This is a genomic window from Nonomuraea sp. NPDC048826 (assembly GCF_043198225.1).
Classification (GTDB): Bacteria; Actinomycetota; Actinomycetes; order Streptosporangiales; family Streptosporangiaceae; genus Nonomuraea.
This window is the reverse complement of record NZ_JBICUQ010000001.1, coordinates 749,375-775,862: the sequence shown is the minus strand read 5'-3', so window position 1 is coordinate 775,862 and position 26,488 is coordinate 749,375. Positions and strand designations below refer to the sequence as shown.

Genomic DNA, 26,488 nt, shown 5'->3' with positions numbered 1-26,488 from the left:
CTTCCCTCCCCAGGGCCGGTTTTCGTACCACCACGCCCGCGCTCGAGTTCTCGCCTCCGAGGGGCGGTGTCCATCACGCCACGACCGCTTATGTGCTCTCGCGCACCGGGACTGTCACTGCTCCGCCCGTGTTCGTCATCCGTCGAAAGGGGCCGTCGAAGGGCTGGCCACGGTGGGCGGGTGGGCTCGCAGATGCCGCCTGTAAGGCTCTCAGAGCCCCTGTGTGAGGGTTTGAGGGCTGTGGTGAGGGTGAAGGTCAGAAGATCGGCCAGGCGCCCTGCCAAGGCCGCCTCGCCCCGTTCCTTGTAGGCGATGACCGCCTTGCGGACCGTTCCCGCGTACGGAGAGGCGGACCAGCAGAGGGGAAGCCCGCCGGGGTCGGGGTCCGGCATGCGGCAGGCCGGATCGGTGAGGCGCGCCAGGCAGTCCTCGCACAGGCGCGCACCGGGGGCGCCGCAGCCGAGGCAGGGCTGCGGCAGGACGACATCGAGCAGAGTGGCGAACACGCGCCTCAGAATGCCCGGCCCCACCGACACTTTCCGTATTCGAACGATCACCAAGGGGATCCGGCGGGTTCCCGCTTCCGCACCGCGCGGGGACTTCGGGCTGGGCACCCTCCGGCTCTGCGCGACAGCTGGGGTCCTGCCAGGTCCCACCCTCACTCGGTTGCCGGGGCTGAGCGCCGTCGGCCCGACGTGATATCCCGCCGCCCGAGTCGGCCGAGGGTGAAACGGATGAGGCGGGTCCGCGTCAGGGGTGAAGAGAGGATGCGGGTCCAGGCCGAGGCTGAAGGGGTGAGGTCGGTCCAGCCCAAGGTCCAAGAGGGAACAGCGAGTCCAGACCGAGCTGGAAAGAGGCAGGCGGAGTCAGCCGAGGGTGAAGAGCGGGAGGTCGACGGCGGTGGCCGGCTTGGGGGTCCAGGTTTGCTTGTCGCGGCTGTATTCGAGGATCTCGTTGCTCTCCTCGGTCGTCGCCAGGATGACGTCGCCCAGGGCGGCCAGGCGCTTCAGGCGCTTGCTCGTGGTCGGGAGCTGGACCGTCTCGCCGTCGCCGACGTTGATCTCCTTGACGGACTGGCCGGCCTTGGTCTGGACGAGGACCAGCAGGTGGCCGCCGTCGCTCCAGGCGATGTCCACGATCTCCTCGCCTCCCGACACCGTCGTCAGCGTCTGGAAGTTGCTCAGCATCGCGTTCCCGCCGCCGCCCGCGAGGGCGCCGACCTGGACCTGGGCGTCGCCGACGGTGATCGCGACCCGGACGCCGTCTCGGGCCATCCGCATGGAGGTGACGTTCAGCCCCTGGAGTGCGGGGGCGGCGACGCGTTCGGGGCCGCGGCCGACGACCGGGTGGGAGCGGACGACGGCGTCGTTCTGCCGGTCGAAGGTCCACAGGCTGCCGTCGCGGTGCCAGGACGGGTCGGTGAGGTCGGTGCCGGGGATGGACTCCTGCCAGCGGCCGTCGGGCGAGTGTCGGGTCACCCAGATGCCGCCGGCGGCGGACCTGGCGGCGATGCGGTCGCGGTCCTTGGAGATGGCGAAGCCGGTGTAGCCCTCGCTGGGCTGGCCGGCGGGGCCGGTCACCGGGTGGCCCTCGCCGTCGTTGCCGAGGATGAAGACGGCGCCGTCGCTGGTGTAGAAGACCTGCTTGTCCTCGCTGCCGAGCCAGCTTTCCGGCAGGTTGGCCGGCACGGTGAGCGAGCCGGCCGAGAAGAACTGCTCGCCGTCGAGCAGGACTTCGAGGGTGCGCCCGTTGGCCAGGTTGTTGCTGCTCAGGCTGGCCCTGAGCTGGGCCTGCAGGCCCTGGGTGTAGGTGGAGAGCGGGTTGAACGGGCCGCCCATGTTGATCACGACGCGGTCCTCGGTGGACCGGATCCACCGGACCCTCGCGCCGTCGGGGACCTCGTTGCCGACCGCGCCCTGCAGCGCGCTGGTCGGTCCCTCGGCGAGGCGTTCGATGATGGTCTGGGCGAAGCTCTTGTCAGGATCGATGCGCAGCCGCACCCGGTCCACGACCAGCCTGTCGGGCTGCGGGTCGGCGCCCGAGGAGCCGTTGAGGTAGTAGAGGTTGGTCGGCCGGTACGCGCGGCGCACGTCGGCGTCGGTGAGCAGCAGGCCCTGCTGCAGGCCGTTGACCTTGAAGGCGCCGTTCGCGTCCTTGACCAGGGTGATCTGCCGGTTGATCTTGGGGTCGTCGGACGAGCCGACCGGCACGTACGTGTCGTCCTCGTTGATCTGCGCGATCTTGTTGCCCTGGATGGTGACGACGGTCTCGTGCTTCTCCTTGTTCTCGATCAGCTCGCCGAACCGGAAGGAGTTGTCGATCACCGTGATCGCGCCGTCGGGCTTCCAGACCCGCTTGGCCTCCTCGGTCAGGTATCCGGGCAGCACGGACGGGTCGTCGTGGTAGGCGGCCATGGCCGCCAGCAGGCCCTCCACGACCTGCTGCGGGCCCCAGTCGGGCTGCGGCGCGACGGCGACCATGCGCTGGAACGGCACGGTGACGGAGTCGCCGCTGCCCGCCTCGTCCACCGGGAACGGGCCGCCCACGGGGATGACCGCGCAGCCGGTGGCGCCCAGGAACAGGGCGGCCGCGAAGGCGGCGGCGCCGAACCGCCTAGCCGTCGTCATGCCCGCCCCCGTCACCGGTCGCCGGCAGCAGCACCGGCGTCATCTGGCCGCGCCAGGTGCGGCGCATCTCGATCTCGGGCGGCACCAGAGACAGCGGCGAGCCCTTGAGGTCGATGCCGGCCTTCCTGGGCAGGGTGAGCCGGAACTGCGAGCCCTCCCCCGGCTGGCCCCACGCCTGCAGCCAGCCGCCGTGCAGCCCCGCGTCCTCGCGGGAGATGGCCAGGCCGAGGCCGGTGCCGCCGATGGTCCTGGCCCGCGACGGGTCGGCCCGCCAGAACCGGTCGAAGACGAGCGTGTCCTCGCCGGGCTTGAGCCCGATGCCGTGGTCGCGCACGGCGACCGCCACGGCGTCCCTGTCGGCGCCGACGGTGACCACCACGTCGCGGCCCTCGCCGTGCTCGATGGCGTTGAACAGCAGGTTGCGCAGGATGCGCTCGACCCGGCGGTTGTCGACCTCGGCCATGCACGGCTCGTTCGGCAGCCGCAGCTCGAAGCGGGTGCTGTGGCGTTCGGCCAGCGCCTCGGAGTCGGCGATGGCGCGCAGCACCACGTCACGGATGTCGACGGAGTCGAGGTCGAGGGTGGCGGCGCCGGCGTCGTACCGGCTGATCTCCAGCAGGTCGGCCAGCATCGACTCGAACCGTTCGAGCTGGGCCTGCATCAGCTCGGCCGAGCGGGAGGCCATCGGCTCGAAGTCCTCGCGCGCGTCGTACAGCAGGTCGGCGGCCATCCGGACGGTGGTGAGCGGGGTGCGCAGCTCGTGCGAGACGTCGGAGACGAACTGCCGCTGCACCTGTGACAGCTCCTCCAGCTGGTGGATCTTGAGCGCCAGGTTGGCGGCCATCTCGTTGAACGAGGTCGCGAGCCTGGCCAGGTCGTCCTCGCCGCGTACCTTGAGCCGTTCGTCGAGCTTCCCCGAGGCCAGGCGCTCGGCCGCCTGGCGGGCCAGCCTGACCGGCGTGACGACCTGACGGGCCACGAGGTACGCGATCGCGGCGAGCAGCAGCACCAGCCCGAAGCCGACCACCACGATGGCCAGCCGGACGTTCGACAGCATCTGCTCTTCCTCGTCGAACGGGAAGAAGTGGTAGACCTCGTAGCTGCCGTTGAGGTGCAGGATGGCGCCGATGACGAGGGTCTGCCTGGGCTGGCTCTCGCCAGGGAAGCTGATCGGCTCGGTGTAGCGCTGCGGCCTGTCGATGAACTTCTCCGCCTGGCGGCGCAGCATCTGCTGCAGGGCCAGCGGGATGTTGCGCTCGCTGACGTTGCCCGACGCGCGTGACCTGCCCGGCTCCTCGACGTTGAGCACCAGCACCTCGTAGCGCTTCTTCCAGCCGTCCCTGCCGGTGCCGATGATGTTGTCCATCACCTCGTCGAGCGGGTCTGGCGGCACGCTCTTGCCGGAGTCGGAGGGCTTGGCCTGGTCGTCCTCGCGCCGGGTGAGCGCGTCGGCGATCTGCAGCCGGTCGGCCGCGGCCTCACTGGCGGCGGACTGCTGGCGGCGCTCGATGACCGAGTTGTTGATCTGGTCGGACAGGAAGATGCCGAGCACCACGACCACGATCAGCGAGATCACCAGGGTGCTGGTGACGACCTGGAGCTGCAGCGAGCGCCGCCACAGCCGCCGCGCCTTGCCCGCCGCACGACGAGCCCGCCGCCGGACCCCGCCGAGTATCTGGCGGAGTGTCCGGCGGCGCGGGCGTCTGGTCTTGGTCGGGGGCATGGCGGGGAGAGCCGGGACTCTAGGCGGGGCCGGCCTTGTAGCCCACGCCGCGGACCGTCACCACGATCTCGGGGTGCTCCGGGTCCTTCTCGATCTTGGCGCGGAGGCGCTGGACGTGCACGTTGACCAGCCGGGTGTCGGCCGCGTGGCGGTAGCCCCAGACCTGCTCCAGCAGGACCTCGCGGGTGAAGACCTGGCGCGGCTTGCGGGCCAGCGCGACGAGCAGGTCGAACTCCAGCGGCGTGAGGTTGATGGTCTCCTCACCGCGCTTGACCGAGTGTCCGGCCACGTCGATGGTGATGTCGCCGATCTGCAGGATCTCCGGGGTCGGCTCGTCGGTGCGGCGCAGCCGCGCCCGCACCCGGGCGACCAGTTCCTTCGGCTTGAACGGCTTGACGATGTAGTCGTCGGCGCCCGACTCCAGACCGAGCACCACGTCGATGGTGTCGCTCTTGGCCGTCAGCATGACGATCGGCACGCCGGACTCCGCCCGGATCCGGCGGGCGACGTCGATGCCGTCGGCGCCGGGCAGCATCAGGTCGAGCAGGACGAGATCGGGACGCGTGTCTCGGAACGCGTCCAGCGCCTTGTCGCCGTCACTGACAAAGGATGGTTCGAAGCCCTCTCCGCGCAACACGATGCCCAGCATCTCGGCGAGAGCGGCATCGTCGTCGACGACCAGCACGCGACCTTTCATGGCCCCTCATTCGTTCTACGCATTTTGGGACATACCTGCACGGTCGGTGAAGGTTACCCCCGCTCGGCCCATGAGTGTGACATGAGTCCCGTGCAAGGCGAATATTAGGCTCGCACCACGACCGCTCCCCTCAGTCTGCGGTAACAGAAGGTCTTTCGGCCACCCTGGGCCTTATCCGCCGCGCCGGAACGCGCGGAAAGCCGCCAAAGACGAAGCATGCGGAAAGCGGCCAAGGCACGGTCTTGTCCACGGCTGGACACCACCCACCCGCCCAGCGTGTCAGGATTGGGATATGTCAGACGGTCACGGTCCCACGTCAGAGAGGCCTGCAGGCTGGGCCGCGGAGCAGCCCCCGCCCTACGGCGCGCCTCCGGCATCCCCGTGGACCGCCCCCGGCAGTGAGCAGCCGCCGTCCGGTCCGCCGCCCGGTCCGCCGCCCGGTCCGCCGCCCGGCGCCGGGCCCTACGGCGGGCAGCCTCCTTACGGCCCGCCCCCGCCGGGGCAGCCGCCGTTCGGCCAGCCCTACGGGTACGGGCCGCACCCGCCCGCGCTGCGGCCCGGCATCATCCCGCTGCGGCCGCTCGTCCTGGGCGACATCTACGACGGCACGATCAAGCTCATCCGGTCCAACCCCAAGGCCGTGCTCGGGCTGTCGGCCATCGCGGCGCTGCTGGGCGCCATCCCGCTGGCCATCGGGCAGGGCTTCCTGTTCGGGGCCATGGCGCCGCTCATGAACGACCCCACCGCCCTGGCCGCCGAGGACCCGACCTTCACCTACAGCACGCTCGCGGCGCAGTACGGCAGCGCGCTCGTCTCCTCCGCGATCAGCGCCGTCGTGGTGACCGTGCTGACCGGGGTGCTGACGCGCATCCTCGGCCGGGCGGTGTTCGGCGGGAAGATCACCGCCAAGGAGGCGTGGCAGACGACCAAGAGCCGGATGCCCGCGCTGTTCGGCGTCGTCGGGCTGATGACCCTCATCATGCTGGCCCCGGTCGCCGTCATGGTCGCGGTGATCGTGGCCTTCGTGGGCACAGGTGTCCTCGACTCGCCCGAGGCGATCGGCGGGCTGATCCTGCTGATGCTGCTCATGTTCCTGCTCTACTTCGCGTACGTCCTGTTCTTCCGTGCGCGCTTCGCCTTCGCCCCGGCCGCCGTGGTGCTGGAGGGCCGGGGGCCGATCGACGCGATGCGCCGCTCGTGGAGCCTGGTGACCGGCCAGTTCTGGCGGGTCCTGGGCATCCTCCTCCTGACCATGCTGGTCGTCGGGCTGGTCGCGAACATCCTGCAGGTGCCGTTCAGCATCATCGGGACCGTGATCGGGCTCGTGGGCGGGGGGTCGGTGGGGTCGATCGTGATCGGCTCCATCCTGATCGCCGTCGCCGGCACGCTCGGCGCCATGATCACCTATCCGTTCGAAGCGGGCGTCACCGGGCTCCTGTACGCGGACCGCCGCATGCGGGCGGAAGCCTTCGACCTCGTCCTGCAGACGGCGGCCATCGAGCAGCAGCGGCAGGGCTGGGTGCACGCCTCCGCCGACGAGCTGTGGCACCCGTCCAACTCCGCCGGGTCGTGAGCCCGATCGGCAGGGAGGAGGCCGCCGAGCGCGCGGCGCGCGAACTCCTCGGCCCCCAGTACGCGCAGGAGCCGCTGTTCGACCGGCTGATGCGGTACGCCAGACAGTTCATCAACGACCTGCTGGACGCCACCGCCGGAGGCGGGACCGCGGGCGGGATCCTCGCGGCGATCGTCATCCTGCTGCTGCTCGTGAGCGTCGCGGTGCTGATCACCTGGCAGGTGCGCCGCGCGGGCCGGCGCAGGGCAGCCCCGTCCGGCGAGCTGTTCGACGACCGGCGGCTGACGGCGGCCGAGCACCGGCAGGCGGCCGAGCGGTTCGCCGCCGAGAGCCGCTGGACGGAGGCGATCCAGGAGCGGCTGCGTGCCATCGCCCGCGACCTGGAGGAGCGCGCCCTGGTCGACGGCATGCCGGGGCGCACCGCCGACGAGCTCGCCGCCGAGGCCGGGCTGGCGCTCCCGCCCTTCGCCGCCGACCTGACGGCGGCGGCCCGCTCCTTCGACGAGGTCACCTACGGCGGCGTCCCCGGCACCTCCGCTGCCTACGACTTCATGACCGCCCTCGACACCCGCCTCGCCACCGCCCGCCCCGTCCCCCTGGAAACCACCCCATGACCTCTCCCCCGCACTCGTACGACGCCGGCCTCCCGCGCGGTGGGCGGCCCGTGGCCTGCCGGGGCGAGGGCCCGACCCTGATGGACGGCAAGGGCAACCCCACGCACTCGTCCTGGCCGGCCCCCGCGACGGACGGACGGCCCGTGACATCCCGGCCCGAGAGGACCCCACCCCCGCGCTCCCACGACACCCGCCCCTCGTCCGGCGGGCGGCCCGCGGCGGGCCGGGGCAGCGCGGGCAGGCCGGGACCGGCCGGAAGGCGCCCCATGACACCGTCCGCGCATGTGGCGGACCGGGGTGGGAGGGGTTGTCGTGGCCGGTGAGGGGGGCGGGCGGCTGGCTCCCGTGGCCGGGGGCGGGTCGGCGGCGACGTCGCCGACCGTGCGGTCGGCGTGGCGGGGCAACCGGATGGTCGTGCTGATCGGCCTGCTCATAGTGGCGGTCGCCACCGCCACGGTGCTGTTGCGCCCCGCGCCGGGGGACGAGCGCTTGCTGGACCCGGACGACACCTCGCTGCAGGGCTCCAAGGCGCTGGCCGAGCTGCTGCGGGACCGAGGGATCACGGTCGACCGGGTGGACTCCGTCGAGAAGGCCAGGGCGCTGGGCGGCGACCGGCTGCTGTTCGCCTCCGACACTCTCTACCTGGACACGGACGAGCTGGCGTCGATCCCCGGTGACCGGCTGCTCGTGGGGGCGTGGGACCTGGAGTCGCTCGCTCCCGAGGTGGACCAGGTGCCTGAGGCGCCGGCGCAGCGCTCGCGCGACCCCGAATGCCGGCTGCCGGCCGCCGCCGCGGGGAGCGCCTACATGGGCGGGAGCGCGTTCAGGATCCCCGGCGGCGGCACGGGCTGCTACCCGTCGCGCCTGGGCTGGACGCTGGTCAGCTACGCCACCCCGACCGGCACCACCACGGTCGTCGGCAGCGGCTCGTTCATGACCAACCTGCGCCTGGCCGAGGACGGCAACGCCGCGCTGGCGATCAACCTGCTCGACACCGGCAAGCCCGTCACCTGGCTGGTGCGCCCCGAGGCCCCGTCCTCCGGTGACCTGGCGGGCGAGGAGGGCCGGTCGATGTACGACCTGATGCCGCCGGGCGTCGGCTGGTCGGTGCTCATGGCGTGCGTGGCGGTGCTGCTGGTGGCGATCTGGCGGGGCAGGCGGCTCGGCCCGGTCGTGGTGGAGCGGCTGCCGGTCGTGGTGCGGGCGGCCGAGACCGTGGAGGGCCGCGGCCGGCTCTACCGGGCCAGGAAGGCCAGGGCCAGGGCCGCCGACTCGTTGCGGGCGGGCGCGCTCGACCGGCTGACCCCCCGGCTCGGGCTGGGGCAGGGCGCGAACAGCCACGAGGTGGTGGCCGCGATCACCGCGCGGACGGGCGAGGACTCCCGGCAGGTCGAGGCCGCGCTGTACGGTCCGCCGCCGGTGAACGATGAGGGGCTGGTCGCCCTGGCCGGATACGTTGACCACATCGAAAGGAAGGTCAGTGAGCTCTGAGCACATGGGCTGGACGGCGGCCCCCGCGGACTCGGCCAGGGAGGCGCTGGCCGCGCTCCGCGCCGAGGTGTCCAAGGCCGTGGTCGGGCAGGACGCGGTGGTGACCGGCCTGGTCATCGCCCTGCTGTGCCGGGGGCACGTGCTGCTGGAGGGCGTGCCCGGCGTGGCCAAGACGCTGATGGTGCGCACCCTGGCCGCGGCGCTGGCGCTGGACTTCAAACGGGTGCAGTTCACCCCCGACCTGATGCCGGGTGACGTGACCGGCTCGCTGATCTACGACGCGAAGACGGCGGAGTTCGAGTTCCGCGAGGGCCCGGTCTTCACCAACCTGCTGCTCGCCGACGAGATCAACCGCACCCCGCCGAAGACCCAGGCGGCGCTGCTGGAGGCGATGGAGGAGCGGCAGGTCAGCGTGGAGGGCACGGCCCGCCCGCTGCCCGACCCGTTCGTGGTGTGCGCGACGCAGAACCCCGTCGAGTACGAGGGCACCTACCAGCTGCCCGAGGCCCAGCTCGACCGGTTCCTGGTGAAGCTCACGGTCCCGCTGCCGCCGCGTGACCAGGAGATCGCGGTGCTGGAGCGGCACGCGCTCGGCTTCGACCCGCGCGACCTGTCGGAGGTCAAGCCGGTGGCGACGGCCGCCGACCTGCAGGCGGGCCGCGAGGCGGTGGCCCAGGTGCACGTCGCGCCCGAGGTGCTCGGCTACATCGTGGACGTCGCCCGCGCCACCCGAAACTCGCCGTCGCTCCAGCTCGGCGTCTCGCCGCGCGGGGCGACCGCGCTGCTGGCCGCCGCGCGGGCGTGGGCGTGGCTGTCGGGCCGCGCGTACGTGACTCCGGACGACGTCAAGGCGCTGGCCAGGCCCACGCTCCGGCACCGGGTGCAGTTGCGGCCGGAGGCGGAGCTGGAGGGCGCGACCGCCGACGGCCTGCTCGACGGCATCCTCGCCTCGGTCCCGGTCCCGCGCTGATGGCGCTGACGGGACGCGCCGGGCTGGTCGCGGCGCTCGGCATCGTGGTGGTGCTGTTCGCGCCGCAGCCGGGGCCCGCGCTGGCCGGGGTGTGCCTGCTGCTGGCCGCCGGGATCCTGGTGGACCTGGTGTTCGCGGGGGCGGTCCGGCCGCTGCGCTTCCACCGGTCCGGCGAGCGGCTGGTGCGGCTGGGCCGGCAGGCGACCGTGGAGCTCACGGTGGAGAACCCGGGCGGCAGGCGGGTGCGCGGCGTGCTGCGTGACGCCTGGCCTCCCTCGGCCGGGGCGGCGCCGCGCGAGCTGGCGCTGGACGTGCCCGCCGGGGAGCGCCGCAAGGTGGTGGTGACGCTCACCCCGACCCGGCGCGGCGACCGCGAGTCCGTGGCGGTGACCGTGCGCTCGCGCGGGCCGCTGGGGCTGGCGGCCCGTCAGGGCAGTCACCGTTCGCCCTGGTCGGTGCGGGTGCTGCCGCCGTTCCTGTCGCGCAAGCACCTGCCGGCCCGGCTGGCCAGGCTGCGGGAGCTCGAAGGCCAGCATCCTGCGCTGGTGCGCGGGCAGGGCACCGAGTTCGACTCGCTGCGCGAGTACGTGGTCGGCGACGACGTGCGCTCGATCGACTGGCGCGCCACCGCGCGCCGGCACGACGTGGTGGTGCGCACCTGGCGGCCGGAGCGCGACCGGCGGGTGCTGATCGTGCTCGACACCGGCCGCACCTCGGCGGGCCGGGTCGGCGCGGCGCCGATCCCGCTGGCCGGGGCGGCCGCGAACGGCCAGGGCGGGCTGCTGGTGCGTCCGGCGGCGCGCCCGGAGCCGGGGTGGCCGCGGCTCGACTGGTCGATGGACGCGGCCCTGCTGCTGGCCGCGCTCGCCGCCAGGGCGGGCGACCGGGTGGACTTCCTGGCCTACGACCGGTCGGTGCGCGCCTGGCTGAGCGGCGCCTCCCGCACCGAGCTGCTGTCGTCGCTGGTCAACGCGATGGCGCCGATCGAGGCCGAGCTGGTCGAGGCCGACGGGCAGGGCATGGTGGCGGCGGTCCTGGCCCGCGCCAAGCGGCGCTGCCTGGTCGTGCTCCTCACCGACCTGAACGCGGCCGCGATGGACGAGGGCCTGATGCCGGTGCTGCCGCAGCTGTCCTCGCGCCACCTGGTGCTGGTGGCGGGCGTGTCGGACCCGCGCGTCGCGGCGATGGCGGCCACCCGCGGCACGGTCGAGGAGGTGTACGACGCGGCGGCGGCCGAGCGCGCCCGGCTGGAACGCCGGCGGATCACGGCCAGGCTGCGCCGCCACGGCGTCGAGGTGGTCGACGCGCTGCCCGACGACATCGCGCCCGCACTGGCCGACCACTATCTGGCGCTGAAGGCCGCGGGGCGGCTCTAGCCGCTCGGGGCGACGTCGGGGGCGTCCTCCAGGTCTCCGGTCTGGTCGTCGCGGGCCGCGCGGCGTCCGAACACGACCACGTACGCGAGGAAGACCACCTCGGCGAGCACCCCGATGCCGACGCGGGCGGCGGTGGGCAGCCCCGACGGGGTGACGAACGCCTCGATCAGCCCTGACACGAACAGCACCACGACCAGGCCGAGCGCCACCGCCATCACCGCCCTGCCCTGCTCGGCCAGCACCTCGACGCGCCTGCGCGGGCCCGGCGCGATGACGGTCCAGCCGAGCCGCATGCCGGCGGCCGCGGCCAGGAACACGGCCGTGAGCTCCAGCAGGCCGTGCGGGGTGATGAGGCCGAAGAAGATGTCGAGCTTGTCCCTGGAGGCCATCAGGCCGCCGGCGATGCCGACGTTGGCGGCGTTGCTCCACAGGACGTAGGGGATCGGCAGGCCCAGGACGACCGCGTACGCGATGACCTGGAGCGACACCCACGCGTTGTTGATCCACACGCGGCTGGCGAAGGAGGCCGCGGGGTTCTCCGAGTAGTAGTCGGCGAACTCGTGCTCGACCAGCTCGGTGATCTCCTCCTCGGAGGCGATCGTGGCCTGCACCTGCGGGTCGCCGGCCACCCAGGCGCCGAGCACCCAGGCCACCGCGACGAACGCCACCGTCGTGGCCAGCCACCACCAGCGCGTCCGGTAGGCCACCACGGGGAACGAGACGGTGAAGAACCGCACCACCTCCCGCCAGGCCGGGCTGCGGGCGCCGGTGACGGCCGAGCGGGCCTTGGCGACCAGCGCGGACAGCCGCCCGGCCAGCATCGCGTCGGCCGAGGAGGAACGGACGATCGACAGGTGGGTGGACACCCGCTGGTAGAGGTCGACGAGCTCGTCCACCTCGGCGCCCGTCAGGGAGGCGCGGTGCCTGACCAGGTGGTCCAGCCGGTCCCAGGTCGGGCGGTGGGCCGAGACGAACGCGTCGATGTCCACGTGACCATTGTGGCCGCTCCTACCGGCGGTCATTGCCGTTAGGCTCCACATATGTCGGAGGTTGTGACCGGTGACGCCGTCGTCCTGGAGGTACGGGTCGCGCAGTTCCCCTCGCGCACCGTGGCCGTCCTCGTGGACCTCACCGTCCAGATCCTGGTGCTCGTCGTGGGGCTGATCTCGCTGCAGTGGTTCGCGGCGTTCACCGATCCGGCGATGTTCGCGGCCGTCGTGATCGCGCTCCTGGTGCTGGTCATGGTGGTCTACCCGGTGACCGTCGAGACGGCGAGCCGGGGGCGCAGCCTCGGCAAGCTGCTGCTCGGGCTACGCGTGGTGAGCGACGACGGCAGCCCGGAGCGGTTCCGGCAGGCGTTGTTCCGCGGGCTGGCCTCGGTCGTGGAGATCTGGGGCTTCTTCGGGGCGCCCGCGCTGATCTGCGCGCTCGTCTCGCAGAAGGGCAAGCGGCTGGGCGACCTGTTCGCCGGGACGATCGTGATCTCCGAACGAGTGCCGCGGAGCAGGGGCGACGCGATCATGATGCCGCCGCCGCTGGCGGCCTGGGCGGCGTCGCTGGAGCTGTCCCAGCTGCCGGAGGAGGTCGCGGCGGCGGCCCGGCAGTACATCCTGCGCTGGCGCGACCTGTCGCCGCAGATCCAGTACGAGATGGGGATGCGGATCGCCACCCAGGTGGCGGCGTACGTGTCACCCGCGGCGCCGGCGGGCGTGCCGCCGCACGCCTACCTGAGCGCCGTCCTGGCGGAGCGCCGCCGCCGCGACGAGGCCCGCCTGATGCGCCACGCCACCCCACAGGCCCCGTACGGAGGAGCCGCCCCCTACGGAGGGCCCGCGCCGTACGGAGGACCCACGCCCTACGGAGGGCCCCAGCCGTCCGGAGGACCCACGCCGTCCGGAGGACCCACGCCGTCCGGAGGACCCACGCCGTCCGGAGGGCCCGGGCCCTATGGGGGGCCTGCCCCGTCCGGGCCGCCCCCGGCCGCCGCCGGGCACCCCGCCCCGCCGCCCCCGCAGGGGCCGCCGGTCGCGGGGCCGCACGCGCCTGGCCAGGAGACGCCTCCCCAGGAGACGGCCGGCGGCTTCGCGCCTCCGCAATGAGGCGCCGGCCCCGGGAGGTTCCCGGAGCCGGCGCTGGGAGATGGGGTCAGTCCTTGGCGTAGTCGCGCCCCCAGCCCCACTCGCGGTAGGACTGCTGGGTCTGCACGTTCAGGATGTCGCTGTGCACCCGCGACGCCCCGTTGGTCAGCGGGTCGTTGATCTTGATCACGTCCAGGCCGTTGTCGAAGTCGGCCGCGTACACGTACCCGTTGTAGTAGTACGCCGACCAGACGCCGCCACCGCTGCCGTCGGCCTTCGGGCCGCGCTCGAAGTAGCCGAACTCGCGCGGACGGGTCGGGTTGGTGAAGTCGACGAACGAGACGCCGCCCATGTACCAGGCCTGGACCATGATGTCCTTGCCCTTGACAGGGATCAGCGAGCCGTTGTGCGCCACGCAGTTCTCGCTGTCGGCCTGGTGCCGCGAGATCTTGAAGTAGCTCTGGAAGACGAGCTGGCCGCGGTGGATGCGGTAGATGGCGTCCGCACCGCGGTTCGGCCCGGTGGCCTCGTTGCAGGTGGCCGCGCCGCCGCCGCCGAGCTCGTCGGTGAAGAGCACGGTCTTGGCGTCGTTGGTGAAGGTCGCCGAGTGCCAGAACGCGAAGTTCTCGTCGGTGGTCCTGGCGGTCACCCGCGGGTTGAGCCGGTCGCGGATGTCGAACAGCACGCCGTCACCCATGCAGGCGCCGGCCGCGATGTCCTTCTCCGCGTAGGCGGTGATGTCGTGGCAGCCGGTGGTGGGCACGAGCAGGCCTGGCTGGGTCTCGTTGCCGCCGTCGGGGAAGACGACCGGGGTGGCGGCCACGTGGGCCTGCGTCGGGTTGCGCAGCGGCACCTTGATGATGGAGATCTTGTCGTGCGGCGGCTGGCAGTCGGGCAGTTCGGGCGCCGGCAGGTACGAGGAGACGTACACGTAGACGTTCTTGGACTTGTCCCGGCCCTTGCCGGGCACCAGGGTCAGCGTGTGGGAGCCGCAGTCGGTCTCGACGGACTTGATGTAGCGCGGGTTGCGCTTGTCGCGGATGTCGAAGATCCGGACGCCCTCCCACGACTCCTTGATCGCGGCGCTCTGCCCGGTGCTGTTGCACGAGTCGTCGTTGCGGGAGGAGTCGACGGCGGCGAACAGCAGGTCGCCGTAGACGCTGAGGTCCATCTGGCCGCCGGGGCAGACCACGGAGCTGACGACCTTGGCCCGCTTGGGGTTCTTGATGTCGTAGATCGAGAAGCCGCCATAGTTGCCGACGTAGGCGTAGTCGCCCTGGAAGGCGATGTCGGTGTTGATGGTGCCGGCCAGGGGCGCCGGCTTGGGGATGTTGAGCACGTGGCTCACGTTCGGGCTGTGGACGATCGTGTCCGCGGGCGGGATGTCACTCGCGGTCGCCGGTAGGGCCGTCAGCCCCAGGGCCACGGCCGCGCCGGCCGCGAGTAACGCTCGGATGGTGCGGGACATACAGGGAGCCTCCTTGGTCTCGTGTGTCCGCATGCCGAAGGCGGCGGGCCCCGGGTGGGTCCCGCCGCCGTCGTCGATCAGTGGTGCCGGTGGTCCCGGTAGGACTGCTGGGTCTGGGCGTTGAGGATGTCGAACTTCACGCCGTTGGCCTGGTTCGTCCGCCGATCGTTGATCTTGAGGACGTCGAGCCCCAGGTTGAAGTCCGAGCCGTAGATGTAGCCGTTGTAGTAGTAGGCCGACCAGTGGCCGCCGCTGAGCGGGTTGGGCGCGTCCGGCCCGCGCTCGAAGTAGGCGATCTCCTGGGCGTTGGCCGGGTCGGTGAAGTCGACGACCGAGATGCCGCCCTGGTACCAGGCCTGGACCATGATGTCCTTGCCCTTGACCGGGATCAGCGAGCCGTTGTGCGCCACGCAGTTCTCGGTGTCGTCCTGGTGCCGCGGGATCTTGAAGTAGCCACGGAAGATCATCTGGCCGTTGCGGTCGATGTCGTAGTAGGCGTTGGCGCCGCGGTTCGGCCCGATGGCCTCGTTGCAGGTCGCCCTGGTGCCGCCGCCGAGCTCGTCGGTGAAGATCACCCGCGTGCCGCTGTTGTTGAAGGTGGCGGAGTGCCAGAAGGCGAAGTTGACCTCGTCGCGGACGGTCGCGGTGACCCTCGGGTTCTCGGGGTCGCGGATGTCCATCAGGATGCCCTCACCCATGCAGGCGCCGGCCGCGACGCCCTTCTCCGGGTAGGCGGTGATGTCGTGGCAGCCGGTGGTCGCGGACTTGCCGTCGGGGTACGAGCCGGGCACGCCGGGGAAGCCGCCGTCGGGGAACAGGTTCGGCGTGGCGATGACCGTCGCCGCCTCGGGGTTGCGCAGCGGCACCTTGATGATGGAGATCAGGTCGTGCGGCGGCTGGCAGTCGGGGAAGGCCGCGTTCGGGCTGTAGGAGGAGATGTAGATGTAGACGTTCTTGCCGCGCCGGTCGGGGACGAGCGTGTGGGTGTGAGAGCCGCAGTTGGTCTCGACGGACTTGACGTAGCGCGGGTTGCGCTTGTCGCGGACGTCGAAGATCCGGATGCCCTCCCACGACTCCTTCACGGCCGCGCTCTGCCCGGTGCTGCTGCACGAGTCGTCGTTGCGGGAGGAGTCGACGGACCCGAAGAGGAGGTCGCCGTACACGCTGACGTCCATCTGGCCGCCGGGGCAGACCACGGAGCTGACGACCCTGGCCCTCTTGGGGTTCTTGATGTCGTAGATGGAGAAGCCGTAGTAGTTGCCGACGTAGGCATAGTCGCCCTGGAAGGCCATGTCCGTGTTGATGTCGGCGAGGGCCTCGGGCTTGGGCACGTTGGTGACGTGCGTGATGTTCTGGCTCTTGACGATCTCGCCGGGAGCCGGGATGTCCGCAGCCTGCGCGGGGAGGCCGGCCATGGCTAACGCGATGGCGGCGCCCGCGAGGACGAGGAACCTGCGGGTGGACGGCACGGGAGAGGACCTCCTATAAAGGGGGCATAAATGGTGAAATCTTCACTCTTTGGGACCTCTCACGACCAGCTTGCAAAATGTCAAATGTTAGAGCAATCTGCCCTCTATAAATGATCATTCTTACCTCCTAGAATGCCTCGTTCGTACTGAAACTGTCAGGAGGCTGAGTGCGCGTCGCGCTCGTCGTCGTCACCGGAGCCCTCGCGGTGACCGCACTGTCCGGCTGCACCTCCGGCACCACGCAACCGGCGCCGCGCGCCGACTCGACGGCCCCGGTCATCGCCCCGGGCAAACCCGGCGAGGAAGCCAGGACACTCTCCCCGACCGAGGCGGCCACCGCGGTCCTCCAGGCCACCGCGAACGCCGCCGACATCGCGTACGTGCAGGACATGATCGTCCATCACCAGCAGGCGCTCGACATGGCCATCCTGGCGCCCAACCGGGCGGAGTCGGCCAAGCTCAAGAGCCTCGCGTCGCGGATCAAGGACAGTCAGGGCCCGGAGATCCAGTGGATGCGCACCTGGCTGCAGCAGCAGGGCCAGCGGGTGCCCGACCATCACGCCGCGCACGACGGCATGCCGGGCATGGCCACGCCCGAGCAGATGGAGCAACTCAAGACGGCGTCGGGCCAGGCGTTCGACAAGCTGTTCCTGGAGCTGATGATCAAGCATCACGAGGGCGCCATCGAGATGTCCACCGAGGTGCTCAAGGGCGGCTCGCACCTGCGGATCGAGGAGCTGGCCAACGACGTGGGCGTCACCCAGCTCTCGGAGATCCGGCGGATGCGCGAGATGCAGGCGGCGGCCGGTTAGGAGCCGCTGCGCCAGGAGTGGAGGTAGGCCTCCTGGTCGCCGGTGAGCACGTCGATGCCGATGCCGGCGGCCGCCAGCTTGAGCCTGGCCACCTCCTGGTCGATCTCCTCGGGCACGTCGTACACGCCGGGCTCCATCCCCGCCCGCTCCCGCGCGAGCCAGGCGACGGCGAGCGCCTGCGCGGAGAACGACATGTCCATCACCGCGGCCGGATGGCCCTCGCCGGCGGTCAGGTTGACCACCCGGCCCTCGGCCAGCAGCAGCAGGCGGCGGCCGTCAGGCAGCACGTACTCGTCGGTGTTGGGGCGGATGCCGCGGTGCACCTCGCTCGCCAGCTCCTCCAGCGCCCGCACGTCGATCTCCACGTCGAAGTGGCCGGCGTTGGCCAGGATCGCCCCGTCCTTCATGGCGGCGACGTGCTCGGCCGTGATCACGTCACGGTTGCCGGTGACGGTGACGAACAGGTCGCCCACCACGGCTGCCTGCTCCATCGGGCGCACCTCGTACCCCTGGAGGGTCGCGTCCAAGGCCTTGACCGCGTCGATCTCCGTCACGATCACCCGCGCGCCCAGCCCCTTGGCCCGCTCGGCCACGCCGCGCCCGCAGTAGCCGAACCCGGCGACCACGACCGTGCGCCCGGCCAGCATGGTGTTGGTGGCCCGCATGATGCCGTCGAACGTCGACTGGCCGGTGCCGTAGCGGTTGTCGAACATCCGCTTGGTGCGGGTGTCGTTGACCGCCACCACGGGGAAGCGCAGCGCCCGCTCGGCGGCCATCTGGCGGAGCCTGATGATGCCGGTGGTGGTCTCCTCGCAGCCGCCCGACACCCCGTCGAGCAGGTCGGTGCGCTCGGTGTGCAGGATGTTGACCAGGTCACAGCCGTCGTCGAGCACCAGGTCGGGCCGGACGTCGAGAGCCTGGTGGATGTGGCGGTAGTAGGCCGCCCGGTCGACGCCCGCCCTGGCGTGCACGGCCATCCCGTAGCCGCGCAGCGCCTCGGCCACGTCGTCCTGAGTCGACAGCGGGTTGGACGCGGCCAGCGCGATCTCCGCGCCGCCCGCCTTGAGCGCCCCCATGAGCACCGCCGTCTCCGCGGTGACGTGCAGGCACGCGGCCACCCGCAGCCCGTCGAGCGGTCGCTCGGCGGCGAACCGCTCCCCCAGCGCGGTCAGCACCGGCATCGATCGCGCGGCCCACGAGATGTGCCGCTCCCCGCTCTCCCACAGTTCCATGCAAGCCCTCAGATACACCAAGGCTCCGGAGGGGCGCCCGCCCCTCCGGAGCATCGAACACGCGGGAGATCAGTAGCGGTAGTGGTCGGACTTGTACGGGCCCTCGACGTGGACGCCGATGTAGGCCGCCTGCTCCTTGGTCAGCTCGGTGAGCTTGACGCCGAGGGCGTCGAGGTGCAGCCTGGCGACCTTCTCGTCGAGGTGCTTGGGCAGCACGTAGACGCCGATCGGGTAGTCGGCCGTCTTGGTGAAGAGCTCGATCTGCGCGATCACCTGGTTGGTGAAGGAGTTGGACATGACGAACGACGGGTGGCCGGTGGCGCAGCCCAGGTTCATCAGCCGGCCCTCGGCGAGCACGATGATCGAGTGGCCGTCGGCGAAGACCCACTCGTCGACCTGCGGCTTGATGTTGCGCTTCTCGATGCCCGGGGTCTTGGCCAGGCCGGCCATGTCGATCTCGTTGTCGAAGTGTCCGATGTTGGACACGATCGCCTGGTGCTTCATCCGCGCCATGTGGTCGGCCCGGATGATGTTGAAGTTGCCGGTGGTGGTGACGAAGATGTCGGCGATGCCGACGACCTCCTCCAGCGTGGTGACCTGGAAGCCGTCCATGGCCGCCTGGAGCGCGCAGATCGGGTCGATCTCGGTGACGATGACCCGGGCGCCCTGGCCGCGCAGCGCGTCGGCGCAGCCCTTGCCGACGTCGCCGTAGCCGCACACCACGGCCACCTTGCCGCCGATGAGCACGTCGGTGGCGCGGTTGAGGCCGTCGATGACGGAGTGGCGGCAGCCGTACTTGTTGTCGAACTTGGACTTGGTGACCGAGTCGTTGACGTTGATCGCCGGGAACAGCAGCTGGCCGTTCTTGTGCATCTCGTAGAGGCGGTGCACGCCGGTGGTGGTCTCCTCGGTGACGCCCTTGATGCTCTCGGCGATCCGGGTCCAGCGCTTCTCGTCGGTGACGGTGCGCTTGAGGAGGTCGATGATGACGTGCCACTCCTCGGGGTCGTCATCGGTGGCCTCGGGGACGAAGCCGGCCTTCTCATACTCGGCGCCCTTGTGGACCAGGAGCGTGGCGTCACCGCCGTCGTCGAGGATCATGTTGGGGCTGTCGCCGCCGGGCCAGGTGAGCGCCTGCTCGGTGCACCACCAGTATTCCTCCAGCGTCTCGCCCTTCCAGGCGAACACGGGGACGCCCTTGGGGTCGTCGGCCGTGCCGTCGGGGCCGACGACCACGGCGGCGGCGGCGTGGTCCTGCGTGGAGAAGATGTTGCAGCTCACCCAGCGCACCTCGGCGCCGAGCGCGACCAGCGTCTCGATGAGGACGGCGGTCTGGATGGTCATGTGGAGCGAGCCCATGATCTTGGCGCCGCGAAGGGGCTGGGCAGCCGCGTATTCAGCGCGGATCGCCATGAGACCGGGCATCTCGTGCTCGGCGAGCCGGATCTCCTTGCGGCCGAACTCTGCCAGTGAAAGGTCGGCGACCTTGAAGTCCATCTGCTTTACCCCTCGCGTCATCGTGTGGTCGCGGACGAGTCTAGGCGGCCACCCCGCAAGGTCGCACCCCGAGAGCACCGAAGTTGACGTAAGAATGTAAGAATGCGCATCACGGAAGCGGCCAAGCGCCTCGGCATGTCCCCCAGGATGCTCCGGTACCGGGAGTCCCTCGGGCTGCTGCCCCCCGTGCGGGAGCGCGGCGCGCACCGCCGCTTCGGCCCGGAGGAGCTGGCGGCCGTGGCCCAGGCGGTGGAGCTGGAGAAGCGGTTCGACGTCTCCCCCGCCGAGCTGGCCTTCGCGCTGCGCGCGCTCAGCGACCCCGGGGTCGCCGCCGCCGTGCGCGAGCTGGGCGTGCGCATCGGCCGCATCCAGATCCCGCGCCGGGCGCTGGACTTCGAGAAGGAGAAGGCGCTGCGCCTGCTGCGAACCCCGCCCGCCGGCGATACGTCGAAGAGGATATGAAGGAGCTGCTGCTGGCCACCGTGCTGGCCCTCTCGCCCGCGCAGGCCACCGCCGACGTCAAGGTCTACTTCTCCAAGGGGCACGGGGTGCCCGGCAAGGTGGTGCCGGTCACCCGGACTTCCCCGCACGCCGGCGTCGCGAGGTTCGCCGTCGAACAGCTCATCAAGGGCCCCACCGCCGCCGAGCGGCGCCGGGGCCTGCACTCCGAGCTGACCGGGAAGCTCCGCGGCCGGTCCGACTGCGGCGCCGACTTCACCCTGAGGATCCGCAAGGGCACCGCCACACTCCGCTTCTGCCGCACGGTGTGGGGCTCGGGGGTCGGCGCCGACGCCCGAGCCCTCCGTACGATCGAGGCGACGCTCAAACAGTTCGCCACCGTCAAGAAGGTCGTGACCCTGGACAAGGACGGCCGCTGCCTGTTCGACCAGACCGACTCGGGCCGGTCGTGCGTCACCGGGCGCGAATGACCTCTCAGGCCTTGCCGGACAACTGACGGTCGAGGTCGGGCTCCAGGTAGATCACGCGGGCGATCGGCACCGCCTCGCGGATGCGCCGCTCGGCCTCGTCGATGCCCTCGGCGATCTCCGGCGCGGTGTCGGAGCGGGTCACCGCGATCTTCGCGGCCACCAGCAGCTCCTCCGGGCCGATGTGCAGCGTCTTCATGTGGATGACGCGGTCGACCTGCGGGGTGGCCTCCAGCGCGGCGAGGATGCGGCTCTCCATCTCCGGGGCGGCGCTCTCGCCCAGCAGCAGCGACTTGGTCTCCACCGCCAGCACCACGGAGATGACCGCGAGCAGGGCGCCGATCATCAGGGTGCCGATCGCGTCCCAGACCGGGTTGCCCGTCACCACGGCCATCGTCACGCCGAACAGCGCGAAGATCAGACCGAGCAGCGCGCCGAGGTCCTCCAGCAGGATGACCGGCAGCTCGGGCGACTTGGAACGGCGGATGAACGCCATCCACCCCTGCTTGCCGCGGACCGCGTTCGCCTCGACGATCGCCGTGCGGAACGAGAACGTCTCCGCGATGATCGCGAAGATCAGCACGCCGAACGCCCAGCCCGGTGAGGTGAGCGGCTCGGCGTGGGTCAGCTTGTGGTAGCCCTCGTACAGCGAGAAGAGCGCGCCGATCGCGAACAGCACCACCGCGACCACGAACGCGTAGAAGTAGCGCTCGCGGCCGTAGCCGAACGGGTGCTCGCGGGTGCTGGCCCGCTGGGCGCGCTTGCCGCCCAGCAGCAGCAGCGCCTGGTTGCCGGAGTCGGCCACCGAGTGGATGCCCTCGGCCAGCATCGACGACGACCCGGTGAAGGCCGCCGCGACGAACTTGGCCACCGCGATGGCCAGGTTGGCGGCCAGGGCCGCCACGATTGCTTTCGTTCCGCCGCTCGCGCTCACCGGTCGTCTCCAGTCATACGATCACATTCAGGACCTGGAGGGATCCTAGTGGGAAACTCGCGCCTGCAACTCCGTGATCGGCCCCACCGCGGTCGGATCCACCCCGTATCCCAGTGCCAGGTAGGTGCTCGCGTAATCCGCCAGCCCGATCAGCGAGGCCAGCCGCTCCAGCGGATGGGCGCCGTCGGCCACCAGCTCGGTGACGGGCACGTCGCGGTCCTGCGCCGCGCGTACGGCCGCCTCCCGGGTGCGGGTCACCCGGGGATGCTCCTCGATGTCGCGCAGCAGCACCAGCCGGAGCGTGCGGGTGGCGGTGTCGGCGAAGATGTCGCGCTCGGCCAGCGGCCCGTCGAGCACCGCCACCTGGTTGTGGCCCACCTCGGGCAGCTCGCCGAGCATCGCGGGATATTTGGCGTTCTCGTTGAGCCGGGAGGCGAAGCGGGCCGCGGCCACGGCGGCCAGCGGTGACGAGCCCCAGATCATCGGCACGGTCTCGGCCAGGTCCATCGCCAGCGTCTTGCCGGGGTTGACGAACGAGTCGCTGGACGGCCGGCAGCGGTGCGCGATCTCCTCCAGCGCCCTGGCCACCCGCTCGTAGACCGTCGACTCGGCCCGCACCAGCCCCAGCGCGGCGGCGGCCACCACCAGCGGGGTGGCCACGAGCCACAGGTCGGCCCGGGGCCGGCCCTCGGTCGGGATCGGCACGTACACCGAGGACGACTGCACCGCCACCGCCTCCAGCGGCGAGCCGGCCGGCCCGACCCCGAGGAGGGTGCAGCCGCGCCGCACCGCCTCGCTCGCCATGGCGAGCGTCTCGCCGGTCTCGCCCGACCAGGAGACGGCGATCACCAGGTCGGTCGCGCCCACCCAGCCGGGCAGCTGGTAGGAGCGGACCGTGACCACGGGGAGCGGAGCGCCTGGCCCGCACACCGCGGCCAGGAGGTCTCCGGCCAGAGCGGACCCGCCCATGCCCGCGACCACGACCGCCCGCGGCCGCACGTCGGCCGCGAGCCGGTCGACGCCGGACTCGACCGCGCACCGGTGACCGGTGCGGACCTGGGCGGCCGAGGCGGCGACCGCGCGGAGCATGCCGCCCGGGTCGCCCTCGGTGAGGTGACGCTGGTCGTCGAGCCGCTCCGGCTCCCAGGTCACGGCTTCCTGGCCTCGTCGACGAGCAGGACGGGAATGTCGTCACGGACGGGGTAGATCAGCCCGCAGCCGGTGCAGGCCAGCTCTCCGGCCTCACCCTCCACCCGCAGCGCCGCCTTGCACGCCGGGCAGGCCAGGATCTCCAGAAGCCAGTCGTCGATCTTCACGGTCATACCTCTCTCAGCAGGTCGAGGACCTCGTCCCGGACCGCGGTCATCGTGGTCTCGTCGGCCGCCTCGGCATTGAGCCTCAGCAGCGGCTCGGTGTTGGACGCGCGCAGGTTGAACCACCAATCGGCGCCGGTCACGGTCAGGCCGTCGAGCTCGTCGAACTCGCCCCGGTCGGCGAACGCCGCGCGCACCCGGCGCACCGCCGCGTCCTGGTCGGCGACGGTGCTGTTGACCTCGCCGGAGGCGTGGTAGCGGGAGTAGGCGGACACCACCCGCGACAGCGGCTCGGCCTGCTCGCCCAGCGCGGCCAGCACGTGGAGCGCGGCCAGCATGCCGGAGTCGGCGAACCAGAAGTCGCGGAAGTAGTAGTGAGCGGAGTGCTCGCCGCCGAAGACGGCGCCGGTGCGGGCCATCTCGGCCTTGATGAAGGAGTGGCCGACGCGGGTGCGGACCGGCTCGCCGCCGTGCTCGCGGACGATCTCAGGGACGCCCTTCGAGGTGATCAGGTTGTGGATGATCGTCGCCCCGGGCTGCTTGGCCAGCTCGCGCACCGCCACCAGGGCGGTGATCGCCGACGGCGAGACGGACTCGCCGCGCTCGTCGATCACCCAGCACCGGTCGGCGTCGCCGTCGAAGGCCAGGCCGAGGTCGGCGCCCGCCGCCACCACCGCCCGCCGCACGTCGACCAGGTTGGCCGGCTCCAGCGGGTTGGCGTCGTGGTTGGGGAACGAGCCGTCGAGCTCGAAGTAGAGAGGGGTGAGATCGATCGGCAGCCCGTCGAGCACCGCGGGGACGGTGTGGCCGCCCATGCCGTTGCCGGCGTCGACCACGACCTTGAGCCGCCTGATGCCCGTGAGGTCGACGAGCGAGCGCAGGTGGTCGGCGTAGCCGGGCAGCAGGTCCTTCTCGATCAGCGAGCCGGTGGGCGTGGCCGTGACGCCGATCAGCTCGGCCGCCCGGTCGCGGATCTCGGCGAGCCCGGTGTCGCCGCCGATCGGCACCGCGCCCGCGCGGCACATCTTCATCCCGTTGTAGGCGGCGGGGTTGTGGCTGGCGGTGAACATCACGCCCGGCAGGCCCAGGCTGCCGCTGGCGTAGTAGAGCAGGTCGGTGGAGCCGAGCCCGGCGTGCACCACGTCGGCGCCGCGCGACCGGGCGCCCCGGACGAACGCGTCGGCCAGCACCGGGGACGACTCACGCATGTCGTGGGCCACGACCGCCGACTGCGCGCCGGTCACCTCGACGAAGGCGGCGCCCACGGCCTCGGCGGTGGGCTCGTCGAACTCGTCGGGCACCAGGCCGCGCACGTCGTACGCCTTGAAGATCTTGGCGAGGTCGCCCATCCAGCTCCGCCCCTAGGTCGTCACTCCGGCTAGGGACGAGCCTACCGGTCGCGGTGCTGCTGGGCCGACCTGAGAACGCGGAGGTGCCCGCGACGCCCGACCTCCACGCCCTGGCCGACGGGCTCGCCCGCGCCGGAGCCGCTCGGCCGCGCGGCCTCCCTGACCGCGTTGGCCAGCGCTTCGAGATCGTCGGTGCTCGGCGTGGCGCCGTCCGTGGGCAGGCGCACGACCTCCCAGCCCCTCGGGGCGGTGAGCCGCTCGGCGTGTTCGGCGCACAGGTCATAACAGTGCGGCTCGGCGTACGTCGCCAGGGGGCCGAGAACTGCGGTCGAGTCGGCGTAAACGTACGTGAGCGTGAAGACGGCAGGCTGACTGCAGGCGGTGCGGGAACAGCGGCGGACGGGGCTCACGGAGGGACCGTATCTGGTAAGGGGGCGGGACGCCACTATCTGAGCGCTCTTAACGAGCGTGTCGCCACAATTCGGACACCTCTCGCAGGCTATCCACCCACATGCACGGATGCCGGTGTTCTCGGCCGGTGCCCCGTAGACTTGCCGTGTGACGAGCAAGCGCGGTCCCAGACGGCGCGACAGGCACGGTCGCGGCCTGCGCGGCCCGATCGCCCCTTCCTACGTTCCCATGGCCAGGGCCCGCAGCGAGCGCTTCGACGACCTGGTGCTCGACGCGGTCGACCGGCTCCGCCCCAAGTGGGGCAGGCAGCTGTCGGCGGTCGAGTTCGCCGTGGAAGAGGTGCCGCCGCTCAGCGAGCTCGGCGACGGGCCCGGCTTCGGCGCCGGCACGATCCCGCTCGGCCGCGCCGACTCGGCCCGCGGCCCGCACCCCGCGTCCATCGTCCTCTACCGGCGTCCCCTGGAGGCCCGCGCCCGCGACCGCGACACGCTGGGCGCCCTCGTGCACGACACGGTCGTGGAGCAGGTCGCCTCCCTCCTCGGCCTCTCCCCCGACACCGTCGACCCGGGCTACGACGAACGCCGCTGAGACCCGCCCCACTGCGACGAACGCCGGGGCAGTGTCAGGGAAGGACCGCACGGGGCGTGTCCGTGAGGGGGCGGAGCACCGTCCAGAGGCGGGCGGGCGCCAGCGGCTGAGCCGTGATCAGCACCCCGCTCTTGAGTCGCTCCTCCATCACCCGCCCTCCGTACACCCGTCCCGACACCGGCGTGACCACCACCGCGTACGCGCCCTTGCCCGCCACCCGCACGTTCCGGGTCCGTCCCGCCGGGACCGTCACGTCCACCGGCGCCCGCGGCTCGCCGCCCTCCGGCACCACCTGCACCCGCACCTTCCCCGCGCCACCCGGCGCGGTCAGCACGAGCCGGGTCCCCGGCCCGTTGGCGGCCACCGCGCTGCCCAGGTCGAGCGCCGGGGTTCCGGCGGTGAACGCCACGTCCGGCTGCCGTCCCGTACCAGTGATCACCGCGCCCGCCACCACCGGCACCGTCGAGGTGAGCACCAGCGCGGCCGACTCACCGCCGATGCCGGTGGTCACGTCGAGCGGCAGCACGCTGCCCGCCGGCACGTCGACGGACTCGCGGCCGCGCATGGCGTACGCGGCGCCCTCGGTCACGGCCTTGATCCGCACCGTGGCGTCGTTCTCGCCGAGCGCGGCGACCAGCAGCTCGCGCCGCCCGCCGCCGCCCGGGATGGCCGGCACCACGACTTCGGTGGCGGGCGCGGCGGCCGGCGGCAGCCAGTCGACCCCGCCGCTCTCCAGCACGGCCCGCGCCGACACGGCCAGCCTCCCGGTGAACGTCTTCACGCTGACCGCCATCACGTCGGCGGCGGCGGCCAGGGTGCGGAGGTCGATCTGGCGGTGCTCGCCGGGCGCGATCTCCAGCCCGAGCCCGTTGTCGCCCGACACCGGCCCCTCGGCGGCGTACACCTCGACGTCGGCGAAGGCCGGCGCCTTGTCGGCGTTGACCAGGTGCAGCGTGACGCGGGCGCGGGCGGGCCCGGGGCCGACGAGCCAGGTCTCGGCGACGGGCTCGGCGCAGCGCAGCCCGGCCAGCCCCCGCCCCGCCCCGGCGGCGGTCCGGGTGACGTACCCGGCCTCCACGCCGCCGGGACCACGCACGGTGTACGGTTCCGCGTCCTTCATCGGCTCCTGGGACAGCGTGCCGGGCAGGTAGACGCTGACCTCCTCGCCGCCGGCCGCGGGGCACGTCGCGGTCGCCGCCTCCACCGCCACCTTCCTCGGCTGGGCCTCTGCCCTCGGCTCCGGTGCGGGCCTCGTCACGTACGCGACCCCGTACAGACCGGCGAGCGCCGCCAGCACCATCACGATCAGCCCGAACCGCCCGGCGGCGAACCTCCTCATG

General features: G+C 71.8%; 24 protein-coding genes. 10 read left to right on the top strand and 14 right to left on the bottom strand.

Features of this window, described 5'->3' with window-relative positions:
- Positions 1 to 866 precede the first annotated feature (866 nt).
- From ACGFI7_RS03915 to mtrA, 3 genes are read right to left on the bottom strand one after another with little or no spacing between them, the layout of a single operon-like run.
- The gene (locus ACGFI7_RS03915; protein ID WP_393398743.1) at positions 867 to 2,627 is read right to left on the bottom strand and encodes an LpqB family beta-propeller domain-containing protein; all 1,761 of its coding nucleotides are present in this window, start codon (positions 2,625 to 2,627) and stop codon (positions 867 to 869) included.
- Positions 2,614 to 4,350, bottom strand: a complete 1,737-nt coding sequence (gene mtrB, locus ACGFI7_RS03910; RefSeq protein WP_393398741.1) for an MtrAB system histidine kinase MtrB — start codon at positions 4,348 to 4,350, stop codon at positions 2,614 to 2,616. Before mtrB ends, ACGFI7_RS03915 begins: the two co-directional genes overlap by 14 nt.
- A gap of 19 nt (positions 4,351 to 4,369) precedes the next feature.
- Positions 4,370 to 5,047, bottom strand: a complete 678-nt coding sequence (gene mtrA / locus ACGFI7_RS03905) for an MtrAB system response regulator MtrA (RefSeq protein WP_043620615.1) — start codon at positions 5,045 to 5,047, stop codon at positions 4,370 to 4,372.
- A gap of 292 nt (positions 5,048 to 5,339) precedes the next feature.
- Here mtrA and ACGFI7_RS03900 point away from each other — a divergent pair, with 292 nt between their 5' ends.
- The 5 genes from ACGFI7_RS03900 (at position 5,340) to ACGFI7_RS03880 (ending at position 11,071) form a co-directional block, all read left to right on the top strand.
- Positions 5,340 to 6,620, top strand: coding sequence for a glycerophosphoryl diester phosphodiesterase membrane domain-containing protein (locus ACGFI7_RS03900; protein WP_393398739.1), 1,281 nt, complete (start codon positions 5,340 to 5,342; stop codon positions 6,618 to 6,620).
- Positions 6,617 to 7,234, top strand: coding sequence for a DUF4129 domain-containing protein (locus ACGFI7_RS03895; RefSeq protein WP_393398737.1), 618 nt, complete (start codon positions 6,617 to 6,619; stop codon positions 7,232 to 7,234). Before ACGFI7_RS03900 ends, ACGFI7_RS03895 begins: the two co-directional genes overlap by 4 nt.
- A 312-nt stretch (positions 7,235 to 7,546) precedes the next feature.
- Entirely contained in the window at positions 7,547 to 8,725 is a 1,179-nt protein-coding gene (locus ACGFI7_RS03890; RefSeq protein ID WP_393398735.1) for a DUF4350 domain-containing protein, read from the top strand.
- A 4-nt stretch (positions 8,726 to 8,729) separates the two neighbouring features.
- Positions 8,730 to 9,695 carry an AAA family ATPase gene (locus ACGFI7_RS03885; RefSeq protein WP_393399604.1) on the top strand — a complete coding sequence of 322 codons (966 nt, stop codon included), beginning with the start codon at positions 8,730 to 8,732 and terminating at the stop codon, positions 9,693 to 9,695.
- Complete coding sequence (locus ACGFI7_RS03880; RefSeq protein WP_393398733.1) at positions 9,695 to 11,071, top strand: DUF58 domain-containing protein; 1,377 nt, start codon at positions 9,695 to 9,697, stop codon at positions 11,069 to 11,071. The genes ACGFI7_RS03885 and ACGFI7_RS03880 overlap by 1 nt, the downstream gene beginning before the upstream one ends.
- Here ACGFI7_RS03880 and ACGFI7_RS03875 read toward each other — a convergent pair.
- Positions 11,068 to 12,060 carry a stage II sporulation protein M gene (locus tag ACGFI7_RS03875; protein ID WP_393398731.1) on the bottom strand — a complete coding sequence of 331 codons (993 nt, stop codon included), beginning with the start codon at positions 12,058 to 12,060 and terminating at the stop codon, positions 11,068 to 11,070. The two genes, ACGFI7_RS03880 and ACGFI7_RS03875, sit on opposite strands and share 4 nt — an antisense overlap.
- A gap of 51 nt (positions 12,061 to 12,111) precedes the next feature.
- Here ACGFI7_RS03875 and ACGFI7_RS03870 point away from each other — a divergent pair, with 51 nt between their 5' ends.
- Positions 12,112 to 13,170, top strand: coding sequence for an RDD family protein (locus ACGFI7_RS03870; protein ID WP_393398729.1), 1,059 nt, complete (start codon positions 12,112 to 12,114; stop codon positions 13,168 to 13,170).
- 46 nt (positions 13,171 to 13,216) lie between these two features.
- On the opposite strand, the gene ACGFI7_RS03865 is transcribed toward ACGFI7_RS03870, so the two are convergent.
- Together ACGFI7_RS03865 and ACGFI7_RS03860 are read right to left on the bottom strand one after the other, a co-directional pair.
- Positions 13,217 to 14,617 (bottom strand): LVIVD repeat-containing protein, encoded by a 1,401-nt coding sequence (locus ACGFI7_RS03865; RefSeq protein WP_393398727.1) that lies wholly within the window; start codon positions 14,615 to 14,617, stop codon positions 13,217 to 13,219.
- Positions 14,618 to 14,694: 77 nt separating this feature from the next.
- Positions 14,695 to 16,032 carry an LVIVD repeat-containing protein gene (locus tag ACGFI7_RS03860; RefSeq protein ID WP_393399602.1) on the bottom strand — a complete coding sequence of 446 codons (1,338 nt, stop codon included), beginning with the start codon at positions 16,030 to 16,032 and terminating at the stop codon, positions 14,695 to 14,697.
- Between the two features lie 221 nt (positions 16,033 to 16,253).
- Between ACGFI7_RS03860 and ACGFI7_RS03855 the strand changes: the two genes are divergently transcribed.
- Positions 16,254 to 16,898, top strand: a complete 645-nt coding sequence (locus ACGFI7_RS03855) for a DUF305 domain-containing protein (RefSeq protein WP_393398725.1) — start codon at positions 16,254 to 16,256, stop codon at positions 16,896 to 16,898.
- Here the strand turns inward: ACGFI7_RS03855 and ACGFI7_RS03850 are convergent.
- Together ACGFI7_RS03850 and ahcY are read right to left on the bottom strand one after the other, a co-directional pair.
- On the bottom strand, positions 16,895 to 18,130 hold the full coding sequence (locus tag ACGFI7_RS03850; RefSeq protein WP_393398723.1) for an adenosylhomocysteinase: 1,236 nt from the start codon (positions 18,128 to 18,130) through the stop codon (positions 16,895 to 16,897). The genes ACGFI7_RS03855 and ACGFI7_RS03850 overlap by 4 nt on opposite strands.
- A gap of 69 nt (positions 18,131 to 18,199) precedes the next feature.
- Positions 18,200 to 19,627 carry an adenosylhomocysteinase gene (gene ahcY, locus ACGFI7_RS03845; protein ID WP_393398721.1) on the bottom strand — a complete coding sequence of 476 codons (1,428 nt, stop codon included), beginning with the start codon at positions 19,625 to 19,627 and terminating at the stop codon, positions 18,200 to 18,202.
- 102 nt (positions 19,628 to 19,729) lie between these two features.
- Between ahcY and ACGFI7_RS03840 the strand changes: the two genes are divergently transcribed.
- Together ACGFI7_RS03840 and ACGFI7_RS03835 are read left to right on the top strand one after the other, a co-directional pair.
- Entirely contained in the window at positions 19,730 to 20,089 is a 360-nt protein-coding gene (locus ACGFI7_RS03840; protein WP_393398719.1) for a MerR family transcriptional regulator, read from the top strand.
- The gene (locus ACGFI7_RS03835) at positions 20,086 to 20,556 is read left to right on the top strand and encodes a GerMN domain-containing protein (RefSeq protein ID WP_393398717.1); all 471 of its coding nucleotides are present in this window, start codon (positions 20,086 to 20,088) and stop codon (positions 20,554 to 20,556) included. Before ACGFI7_RS03840 ends, ACGFI7_RS03835 begins: the two co-directional genes overlap by 4 nt.
- Before the next feature lie 4 nt (positions 20,557 to 20,560).
- Here the strand turns inward: ACGFI7_RS03835 and ACGFI7_RS03830 are convergent, their stop codons facing one another.
- The 5 genes from ACGFI7_RS03830 to ACGFI7_RS03810 are packed head-to-tail and all read right to left on the bottom strand — an operon-like array spanning position 20,561 to position 24,559.
- Positions 20,561 to 21,487 carry a cation diffusion facilitator family transporter gene (locus tag ACGFI7_RS03830; protein WP_393398715.1) on the bottom strand — a complete coding sequence of 309 codons (927 nt, stop codon included), beginning with the start codon at positions 21,485 to 21,487 and terminating at the stop codon, positions 20,561 to 20,563.
- Positions 21,488 to 21,532: 45 nt separating this feature from the next.
- Positions 21,533 to 22,639 (bottom strand): SIS domain-containing protein, encoded by a 1,107-nt coding sequence (locus tag ACGFI7_RS03825; RefSeq protein WP_393398713.1) that lies wholly within the window; start codon positions 22,637 to 22,639, stop codon positions 21,533 to 21,535.
- Complete coding sequence (locus ACGFI7_RS03820; protein WP_393398711.1) at positions 22,636 to 22,809, bottom strand: Trm112 family protein; 174 nt, start codon at positions 22,807 to 22,809, stop codon at positions 22,636 to 22,638. Before ACGFI7_RS03820 ends, ACGFI7_RS03825 begins: the two co-directional genes overlap by 4 nt.
- Positions 22,806 to 24,149, bottom strand: coding sequence for a phosphomannomutase/phosphoglucomutase (locus ACGFI7_RS03815; protein WP_393398709.1), 1,344 nt, complete (start codon positions 24,147 to 24,149; stop codon positions 22,806 to 22,808). The genes ACGFI7_RS03820 and ACGFI7_RS03815 overlap by 4 nt, the downstream gene beginning before the upstream one ends.
- Before the next feature lie 41 nt (positions 24,150 to 24,190).
- Positions 24,191 to 24,559 (bottom strand): DUF3499 domain-containing protein, encoded by a 369-nt coding sequence (locus tag ACGFI7_RS03810; RefSeq protein WP_393398707.1) that lies wholly within the window; start codon positions 24,557 to 24,559, stop codon positions 24,191 to 24,193.
- A 148-nt stretch (positions 24,560 to 24,707) separates the two neighbouring features.
- On the opposite strand from ACGFI7_RS03810, the gene ACGFI7_RS03805 reads away from it, so the two are divergent.
- Entirely contained in the window at positions 24,708 to 25,148 is a 441-nt protein-coding gene (locus tag ACGFI7_RS03805; protein ID WP_393398705.1) for a metallopeptidase family protein, read from the top strand.
- Between the two features lie 34 nt (positions 25,149 to 25,182).
- Here the strand turns inward: ACGFI7_RS03805 and ACGFI7_RS03800 are convergent, their stop codons facing one another.
- Positions 25,183 to 26,487 carry a DUF5719 family protein gene (locus tag ACGFI7_RS03800; RefSeq protein ID WP_393398703.1) on the bottom strand — a complete coding sequence of 435 codons (1,305 nt, stop codon included), beginning with the start codon at positions 26,485 to 26,487 and terminating at the stop codon, positions 25,183 to 25,185.
- Position 26,488: the final 1 nt, after the last annotated feature.